This window comes from Fusobacterium sp. (assembly GCF_030528405.1).
Classification (GTDB): Bacteria; Fusobacteriota; Fusobacteriia; order Fusobacteriales; family Fusobacteriaceae; genus Fusobacterium.
In genome coordinates this window covers 1-8,441 of the sequence record NZ_JAUMYY010000052.1, presented here as the reverse complement: position 1 = coordinate 8,441, position 8,441 = coordinate 1, and the positions used below count along the sequence as shown (strand labels likewise).

Sequence of the window (8,441 nt, the reverse complement as noted above, 5' to 3'; positions counted from 1 at the left end):
TCTATATGTAGATTTTTACTTTTTTCTCTATCAACTACTATATTAGAATATGACAGATTAAAAATACAGAAAAGAATTATTCCTATTAACTTTTTCATAAAATTTCCTCCTTATTAAATTTTAAATCTTTTTTTTGATTATCATAAAATACTTTTTCTATTTTTTCTTTTAAAACAAAAAGAGATATATTAGCACTAAATAAACTGGACTTCTCTAAATTAAGTCCAACTCTAGTTGTAATATATCCCTTCTCAATAGATTTATTTTTTAAGTCTTTAATTAAGGAATAAACATTTAGATTTTTTCCTATATATTTTTTTAAAAATCGATTTATTTGAAATTTTTTTAAAACAATATTACTTTGATTATCTCTTCTTTTCTCTATTTCAAACAAGTCATCCACATAAGAAAAAATCATAAAAGTAAAAAAACAAAACAATACTTTCTTAAACACAATAAACCTTCTCCTTTATTAGTTCTATTAAGTTAATATTACTAAATTTCAGATTCATTGTCAATCATTTTCCTAATTATATGAATCTTTTTTACAAAAAATATATTGTATGATAATAAGCTCAAATAAAATAAAAGTAATATAAAAAAAGTTAAATAACTTAATATTTTCACTTAGAATAGTTAGAATTGGAAATTTAATAAACATAAAAATCAATATTTCTAGTGGAAAAAAAATAACTAAAAATTTCCCTGAAAAGAATATTTGAGTATCTTTTACTTTAAATAAATTAACAAAAAGCAAAATATAAGTTATTTTTATAGTTTTTTCTAAAGATATATTAAGTATGTGACTGAAGATAAAAAATATTAAAATATAGATAATACCTAAAATAATTAAAAAATTCCTATAAAAAAATTTTTTTATCTTCATTTTTTCCTCCACTTTTTTATTATTATAACATAAAAACTGTACTCTAATTAATCAAAATTTAGAGTACAGTCAATATAATTTTTATTTATAGAAACCTGTTAAATCATCTTTCATATCAATTAGAATATTTTTAATTTGAGTATAGTGATCTAAAATTATTTTATGAGTTTCACGTCCTATTCCAGATTTTTTATATCCACCAAATGGTGCATGTTCAGGAATTTGATTATAAGTATTTACCCATACTCTACCAGTTTCTATTGCTCTTGAAATATTTAATGCTCTATTGATATTAGTAGTAAATACTGCACCTCCAAGACCATAGTCACTATCATTTGCCATTTCTATGACTTCTTCATCAGTTTTAAATTTAATTACTACAGCTACAGGTCCAAAAACTTCTTCTTGAGAAATTCGACAACCATTTGCAACATTTGTAATAAGTGTTGGCTTTACGAAGCTACCTTTTTCACAGCCATTTTCTATATACTGTGTCCCTCCTGTAAGAATAATTCCACCTTCTTCTTTAGCAATTCTCACATAATCCAAAATTTTATCTACTTGTTTTTGATCAATTTGTGCTCCCATAACTGTATCAGTGTTCAAAGGATTCCCAATCTTAATATTTTCAAATTTTTTAACTAATTTAGAAATAAATATATCATATATTTTTTCTTGAACAAATATCCTAGAACCTGCACAACAAACTTGTCCTTGGTTAAATAATATTCCTAATTGTGCTCCCTCTAAAGCCTTTTCTATATTGGCATCTTCTAAAATTATATTAGCGGATTTTCCTCCCAATTCTAAAGTTGCAGGAATTAATTTTTCTGCAGCTGCAAGAGCTATATCTCTTCCTACAGCAGTAGAACCAGTAAATGCTAATTTATCTAAATTAGGATGATTTTTTAGATATTCACCAGCAGTACTACCTTTACCAGTTATCAAATTAAGTACGCCCTTTGGTAAAAGTCCATCAATTAATTCTAATAACACAATTAGACTTAGAGAAGTTGAACTAGAGGGCTTTATAACAATAGTATTTCCAGCCGCAAGTGCAGGAGCTATTTTCCAAGCAGCCATTAAGAATGGAAAATTCCAAGGAATAATTTGCCCTACAACACCTACAGGCTCTCTTAAAACTAGACTTAAAAATTTTTCATTTAAAACAGTAGCCTGTCCTTCTTCTGCTAAAATACAGCCTGCAAAATATCTAAAATGATCTGCAGCCAAAGGAATATCAACTGCTTTTGTTTCTCTTATAGGCTTACCATTATCTAAAGTTTCAACAGTCGCAAGATAATCTTTATTTTCCTCAATGATATCAGCTATTTGATTTAAAATTTTTGCTCTATCTTTTACTGTAGTTTTTTTCCAAGTTTTAAATGCGTCTTTTGCACTTCTAACAGCTAAATCAACATCTTCTTCACTGGCATCAGGAAATTGAGACAGCTCAGTTTTATCATAAGGATTATAAGTTTTTACAAAAATATTATTACTTGAATCTACCCATTCACCATTAATATACATCTTATAGGATTTCTTTAAATTATCTTTCATGGAATCACCTCTCCTAGTTTTTTTATTAATTTATCATTGAAAAGTTGACCAAATTAATATATAATTAATTATAACATAAATAGTAAACTTTGCAAGTTAAATTTAAGGAGGGCAACAATGGAAAGACTTAGTTTAGAAGAAGTAAGAAAAATAATTGATGAACTTAAAAAAAATGGCAAATATGAAGAATTTAAAGATATGCTTTTTGATGATTTTGAAGAACATAAAATTGTATATAAAATTCCTGATGATGAACTTATAGCTTTGGCTTATAAAAATAATACAACTCCCTTTAAAATGAAAGAATATTATGACTGGCAGCAAATTACTTATTTAATGGAAGAAGATGCAGGCTTTCCACAATAAAAATATTCGATTTTATAGCATATTTTTGTGCAAACAAAAGTTGAAAATCTTTATATTTAATGGTAATATTAGGGGAGTGATTTAATAAATATGACTGGAGGTTGAAAAAAAATTGGAAAAAAAAGATATAAAGATAGTTAACATCAACAAAAGTTTTGATGGAGTTCCTGTACTTAAAGATATTAATTTAGAAATTAAACAAGGAGAGTTTTTTACAATTATAGGACCATCAGGATGTGGTAAAACCACCCTTTTGAGAATGATAGCTGGATTTATATCTCCAGATAGTGGGGCTATTTATCTAGGTGATCAAGATATTATAGAACTACCTCCTAATCTTAGAAATGTCAATACTATATTCCAAAAATATGCTTTATTTCCTCATTTAAATGTATATGAAAATGTTGCTTTTTCACTTAGGATAAAAAAAATTGATGAAGCTACTATAGATAAGGAAGTAAAAAAATATTTAAAACTTGTTGGACTAGAAGAACACAGTAAAAAAATGCCAAATCAACTTTCAGGGGGACAACAACAAAGAGTTTCTATTGCAAGGGCACTTATTAATAAACCTGGAGTTCTCCTTTTAGATGAACCTCTTTCTGCACTAGATGCAAAATTAAGGCAAAATTTATTAATAGAACTTGATCTTATTCATGATGAAGTAGGAATAACATTTATTTTTATAACTCATGATCAACAAGAAGCACTATCTATTTCTGATAGAATAGCAGTTATGAACAAAGGAGAAATTTTACAAGTTGGTACTCCAGCTGAGGTATATGAAGCTCCTGCTAATCCTTTTGTAGCTGATTTTCTAGGAGAAAATAATTTTTTTAGTGGTGAAGTTATAGAAATAATAGATGAAGAACTTGCTAAAATTTCTATTAAAGGACTTGGAGAAATTACAATTGAACAAGATAGAGAAGTTAAGATTGGAGATAGAGTTAATATCTCATTGAGACCTGAAAAAATCAGACTATCAAAGAAAAAATTGAAAAATAAAAAAAATACTGTCAATTCATTTGAAGTTTATGTAGATGAATATATATACTCAGGTTTTCAAAGTAAATACTATGTTCATTTAAAAGATAATGAAAATTTAAAATTTAAAATTTTCTTACAACATGCTGCCTTTTTTGATGACAATGATAGTGGAGCAATTTGGTGGGATGAGGAAGCCTATATATCTTGGGATGCTTATGATAGCTACTTAGTTGAGGTGATTCCTGATGAAAAAAAGTAATAATGGTTTCTATTATTCATTGCCTATAAATATTTGGCTAACAGTATTTTTTATGCTACCAATGTTAATAATACTTTCTTATTCCTTTTTAAAAAAAGGAACTTATGGTGGTGTAAAATTAGAACTTTCTCTAGAAACTTTTAATATTTTTATAGATAAAGTTTTTTTAACTATATTGTTAAATACAATATATATTTCAATCTTAATAACAGTCTTTACAGTACTATTGGCTATACCAGTTGCTTATTATATAGCAAGATCAAAATATAAACAGGAATTACTATTTTTAATAATAATCCCTTTTTGGACAAATTTTTTAGTTAGAATATATGCTTGGATAGCTCTTTTAGGGAATAATGGCTTTATAAATCATCTACTTATGAGCTTAAAAATAATAGATAGCCCTATAAAGATGTTATATAATGTACCTGCTGTTATATTAATATCAGTGTATACAAGTTTACCCTTTGCTATTTTGCCTCTGTATGCTGTTATAGAAAAATTTGATTTTTCTTTATTAAATGCTGCTCGGGACTTAGGAGCTACAAATTTTCAAGCCTTTATAAAGATATTTATTCCAAATATAAAATCTGGAATAATAACATCTATAATTTTTACTTTGATTCCTTCTTTGGGTTCTTATGCAGTGCCTAAACTAGTTGGAGGAACTAATTCTTTGATGCTAGGAAATGTAATAGCTCAACATCTTACAATAACTAGAAACTGGCCTTTAGCATCTACAATTTCAGGTGCTTTAATAGTTTTAACTAGCCTTGTAGTATGGTTATTTATAAAATATGAAAAGAATGGTACAAAAGTGGGTGATATTAATGTCAACTAAATTAGATAAAAGAAGAACCTCTTTTGTAATGTTTGTTTTAACTATATTGTTTTTTTATATACCTTTATTAATTCTTATTATTTACTCTTTTAATGAAGGTAAGGGAATGGTATGGAAGGGATTCTCTCTAAAATGGTATAGAGAACTTTTTACTCATTCGGATAATATATGGAAGGCCTTTAAATATAGTATAATAATTGCCATTCTATCTTCATCGGTTTCGACGCTTATGGGAACTTTTGGTGCTATAGCATTAAAATGGTATGACTTTAAAGCTAAAAACTATTTAAAAAATTTATCAGTTTTACCACTTGTAGTTCCAGATATTATAATAGGAGTTTCTCTTCTTATAATGTTTGCAACAATTAAATTTAAACTTAGTATAACTACAATATTTATAGCTCATACTACTTTTAATATACCATATGTTTTATTTATAATTTTATCAAGGCTTGATGAATTTGATTATTCAGTAGTAGAAGCAGCAAGTGATTTAGGTGCAACACATAAGCAAACAATAAGTAAGGTAATTATACCTATGTTATTTCCTGCAATAATTTCTGCATTTCTAATGGCATTAACTTTATCCTTTGATGATTTTGTTATAACGTTTTTTGTTTCTGGTCCAGGTTCTTCGACTTTGCCACTTAGAATATATTCAATGATAAGACTAGGTGTATCTCCTGTAATTAATGCATTATCTGTGTTGCTAATAATTATTTCAGTTATTCTAACTCTTTCTACAAAAAAATTACAGAGAAACTTTATAAAATAATTTCAATTTATATGAATATATAGTATAATTAAAACAACTAAAGAAAAAATTCGGAGGTTAGAATGAAAAAAATATTTAAATTATTAACATTAGTTTTTGTAATCTTAATTTTTACAAATTGTACAAATTCATTAAAAAAAGTTACTGGAGTATTTAAATCAGAGACAAGCTATAATAATATTACAGCTACATTTGTAACTACACAAGGAGAAATTAGCTTTTATTTATATCCAGAAGCAGCACCTATAACAGTTGCTAATTTCATAAATTTAGCTAAGAGAGGTTTTTACGATAATACAAAATTTACTCGTGCTGTAGAGAATTTTGTTATTCAAGGTGGAGATCCAACTGGTACAGGTTACGGTGGACCTGGATATACTATTCCTGATGAAATAGTAAATTGGCTAGATTTTTATCAACAAGGAATGTTAGCAATGGCAAATGCAGGTCCTAATACTGGAGGTTCTCAATTCTTTTTTACTTATTATCCTGCTGAATGGTTAAATGGTGTTCATACAATTTTTGGTGAAGTTAAATCTGAAGCAGATTTCACAAAAGTTAAAAAATTAGAGTTGGGAGATGTAATAAAAGAGATTAAATTTTCTAAAAATGCAGATTTATTTTTATCTTTAAATAAGTATTATATAGAAGACTGGAATAGAGTATTGGATGCTAACTTCCCTAATCTTAAAAACTATCCTATAAAAGATGCAAGTACTGAAGAAGAACTTGCATATAAGGAAGAATTAGAACGTATTTATACTAGAAAAATAAATGATAAAAAGCAAAATTCTTTTGAATATCCAACTACAAAGGCTATAAGAGGAATTTTTAATAAGATAGGAAATTATACTCCTAGAGAATCTGTAATAAGTGAATAAAATATAAAAATACAGGTATAATAAGCCCTGTATTTTTTATTTTAATCATTGGTTATATCTCCTGATTGATCTAACGAAATTTCTTCTCCTCCTATATACCATTTGGGCTTTATGATAGCTATAAAAAAATCTTTAAATCTCGCTAGAATCTCTCTGCTACTTCTATACCATTGTCCCTTGTACTTTTTTTTATCAGCTGGAACAGCTAAAACATTTATATTAAAAGCTTTAGCAAGATATATTGCCCTAGCTAAATGATATTTTTGACTAACAATTACAGCAGATTCAGCATTAAAAATCTTCTTTAATCTGACCATACTTTCATAAGTGGAAAAACCTGCATGATCCATAAAAATATCTTCCGATGGAACTCCATTTTTTATTGCGTAGTTTTTCATAACCTGTACTTCGTTATAATGAACCTTTCCATGATCACCAGTCATAATAATTTTTGGTGCAACTCCTTCTTTATATAAACTTATTCCAGTTTGAAGCCTTTCTTCTAAAATATAACTTGGTCTATCTGTATATATACCAGCACCAAGAATAATGATAGCTTCAGTTTTTTTATTCTTTTCTACTAAAGATTCTTCTGAAACAATATGGGAGTAAGTTTTTACAATCATAAACATATTAATTATTCCAACAAATAATGCAATATAACAAGAATATTTTATTAAAAATTTCATTATCTTCATTTTATTTATTTCCTTTCAAAGATTTTATAGTTATATTATACAATAAAAATTTTCTTTTTTCTTTTTTTTTAAGAATATTTAATGTATACTATAATAAATTTATTCTAGTAAAAAAACTATAGAGGAAAAGGTAAGAGATATGGAAATAAAAATAAGAGAAAATATGAATGATTTAAGTATTAGCCATAGAAAAAAACGAAATAAAGAAAATAAAAAAACTATATTTGAAATATATAAATCCGAGAAAACAATTAAAGATTACCTTTTTTACTTGAAAGATTTTCTTCATTTTGTGTATGAAGGTGAAAATGAATTTGATTCTTCTGAAATTATTGAACTTATGCAAGGAATTGAAAAAGAAGATATAGATAACTATATAGTACATTTATTTGAAGATAGAAAACTTAAGAAAACATCTGTAAATAAAATTTTATCGTCGCTTAAATCTCTATATAAAGAGCTTGAAAATAAAGGTTTGAAAAATCCTATAAAATATATAAAACTTTTTAAAGTAACAAGAGATATTGAAAATGTTTTGAAACTCTCTATAGGTGATATAAAAAAAATTATCGGACTTTATAAAATTGATAGTGAAAAAAAGTATAGAAATCTGATTATACTTTATACACTATTCTATACAGGAATGAGAAGTAAAGAATTATTGACTTTAAAATTTGAACACTATTTAAAGAGAGAAGAAAATTATTTTTTTAAATTAATAGAAACTAAAAGTGGAAAAGATATTTATAAACCTATTCATCCATCTTTAGTAAAAAAATTAGAAGATTATAAAGAATTTTTAATAAGCTTATATAAAATAGAAGAGGATGCTTTAAAACATTATTTTATATTTTCCAGTCTATTTCAAGAAAATAAACAGCTTTCATACAGGGCATTGAATGAAATAATACAGGATATGGGTAAGCTTATTGGTAAAGAGATAAGTCCACATAACATTAGGCATGCTATTGCCACAGAACTTTCTTTAAATGGTGCAGATATATTAGAGATAAGAGATTTTTAGGTCATTCTGACACTAAGGTTACAGAAGTATATATAAATGCAAGAGCTATTTTAGAAAAGAAAGTTTTAGATAAAGTTCCAGAAATAAATTTAGATTAAGTCCGATATATAAATTTATAAATACCTTTTTTATAAAGTCCGATATTTTATTATATATAATTTAAT

The 8,441-nt window shown here is 26.2% G+C and carries 8 protein-coding genes and 1 pseudogene; 6 read left to right on the top strand and 3 right to left on the bottom strand.

From position 1 onward, the window contains the following. Positions 1-94: 94 nt before the first annotated feature. Positions 95-454 (bottom strand): POTRA domain-containing protein, encoded by a 360-nt coding sequence (locus Q4A58_RS07470; RefSeq protein WP_303117996.1) that lies wholly within the window; start codon positions 452-454, stop codon positions 95-97. A gap of 513 nt (positions 455-967) precedes the next feature. Further along, positions 968-2,446, bottom strand: a complete 1,479-nt coding sequence (locus Q4A58_RS07465) for an aldehyde dehydrogenase family protein (protein WP_303117995.1) — start codon at positions 2,444-2,446, stop codon at positions 968-970. A 117-nt stretch (positions 2,447-2,563) separates the two neighbouring features. Between Q4A58_RS07465 and Q4A58_RS07460 the strand changes: the two genes are divergently transcribed. From Q4A58_RS07460 to Q4A58_RS07440, 5 genes are all read left to right on the top strand, one after another. Continuing rightward, on the top strand, positions 2,564-2,812 hold the full coding sequence (locus Q4A58_RS07460) for a hypothetical protein (protein WP_303117993.1): 249 nt from the start codon (positions 2,564-2,566) through the stop codon (positions 2,810-2,812). A gap of 112 nt (positions 2,813-2,924) precedes the next feature. After that, positions 2,925-4,058 (top strand): ABC transporter ATP-binding protein, encoded by a 1,134-nt coding sequence (locus tag Q4A58_RS07455; protein WP_303117992.1) that lies wholly within the window; start codon positions 2,925-2,927, stop codon positions 4,056-4,058. After that, positions 4,045-4,899 (top strand): ABC transporter permease, encoded by an 855-nt coding sequence (locus tag Q4A58_RS07450; protein WP_303117990.1) that lies wholly within the window; start codon positions 4,045-4,047, stop codon positions 4,897-4,899. The genes Q4A58_RS07455 and Q4A58_RS07450 overlap by 14 nt, the downstream gene beginning before the upstream one ends. Continuing rightward, positions 4,889-5,674, top strand: a complete 786-nt coding sequence (locus Q4A58_RS07445) for an ABC transporter permease (RefSeq protein WP_303117988.1) — start codon at positions 4,889-4,891, stop codon at positions 5,672-5,674. Before Q4A58_RS07450 ends, Q4A58_RS07445 begins: the two co-directional genes overlap by 11 nt. Positions 5,675-5,736: 62 nt before the next feature. Further along, a complete protein-coding gene (locus Q4A58_RS07440) occupies positions 5,737-6,555 on the top strand; it encodes a peptidylprolyl isomerase (protein ID WP_303117986.1) in 819 nt (272 codons plus the stop codon). Between the two features lie 41 nt (positions 6,556-6,596). Here Q4A58_RS07440 and Q4A58_RS07435 read toward each other — a convergent pair whose 3' ends face one another. Further along, positions 6,597-7,253, bottom strand: coding sequence for a vancomycin high temperature exclusion protein (locus Q4A58_RS07435; RefSeq protein WP_303117984.1), 657 nt, complete (start codon positions 7,251-7,253; stop codon positions 6,597-6,599). A 139-nt stretch (positions 7,254-7,392) separates the two neighbouring features. Here Q4A58_RS07435 and Q4A58_RS07430 point away from each other — a divergent pair. Then, positions 7,393-8,375 (top strand): annotated as a pseudogene (locus tag Q4A58_RS07430) (tyrosine-type recombinase/integrase). Positions 8,376-8,441: the final 66 nt, after the last annotated feature.

Coding starts and splice junctions, on each gene's coding strand:
- Q4A58_RS07460 (WP_303117993.1), top strand. CDS start 2,564: ATGGAAAGACTTAGTTTAGAAGAAGTAAGAAAAATAATTGATGAACTT.
- Q4A58_RS07450 (WP_303117990.1), top strand. CDS start 4,045: ATGAAAAAAAGTAATAATGGTTTCTATTATTCATTGCCTATAAATATT.
- Q4A58_RS07445 (WP_303117988.1), top strand. CDS start 4,889: ATGTCAACTAAATTAGATAAAAGAAGAACCTCTTTTGTAATGTTTGTT.
- Q4A58_RS07440 (WP_303117986.1), top strand. CDS start 5,737: ATGAAAAAAATATTTAAATTATTAACATTAGTTTTTGTAATCTTAATT.
- Q4A58_RS07435 (WP_303117984.1), bottom strand. CDS start 7,253: ATGAAGATAATGAAATTTTTAATAAAATATTCTTGTTATATTGCATTA.
- Q4A58_RS07465 (WP_303117995.1), bottom strand. CDS start 2,446: ATGAAAGATAATTTAAAGAAATCCTATAAGATGTATATTAATGGTGAA.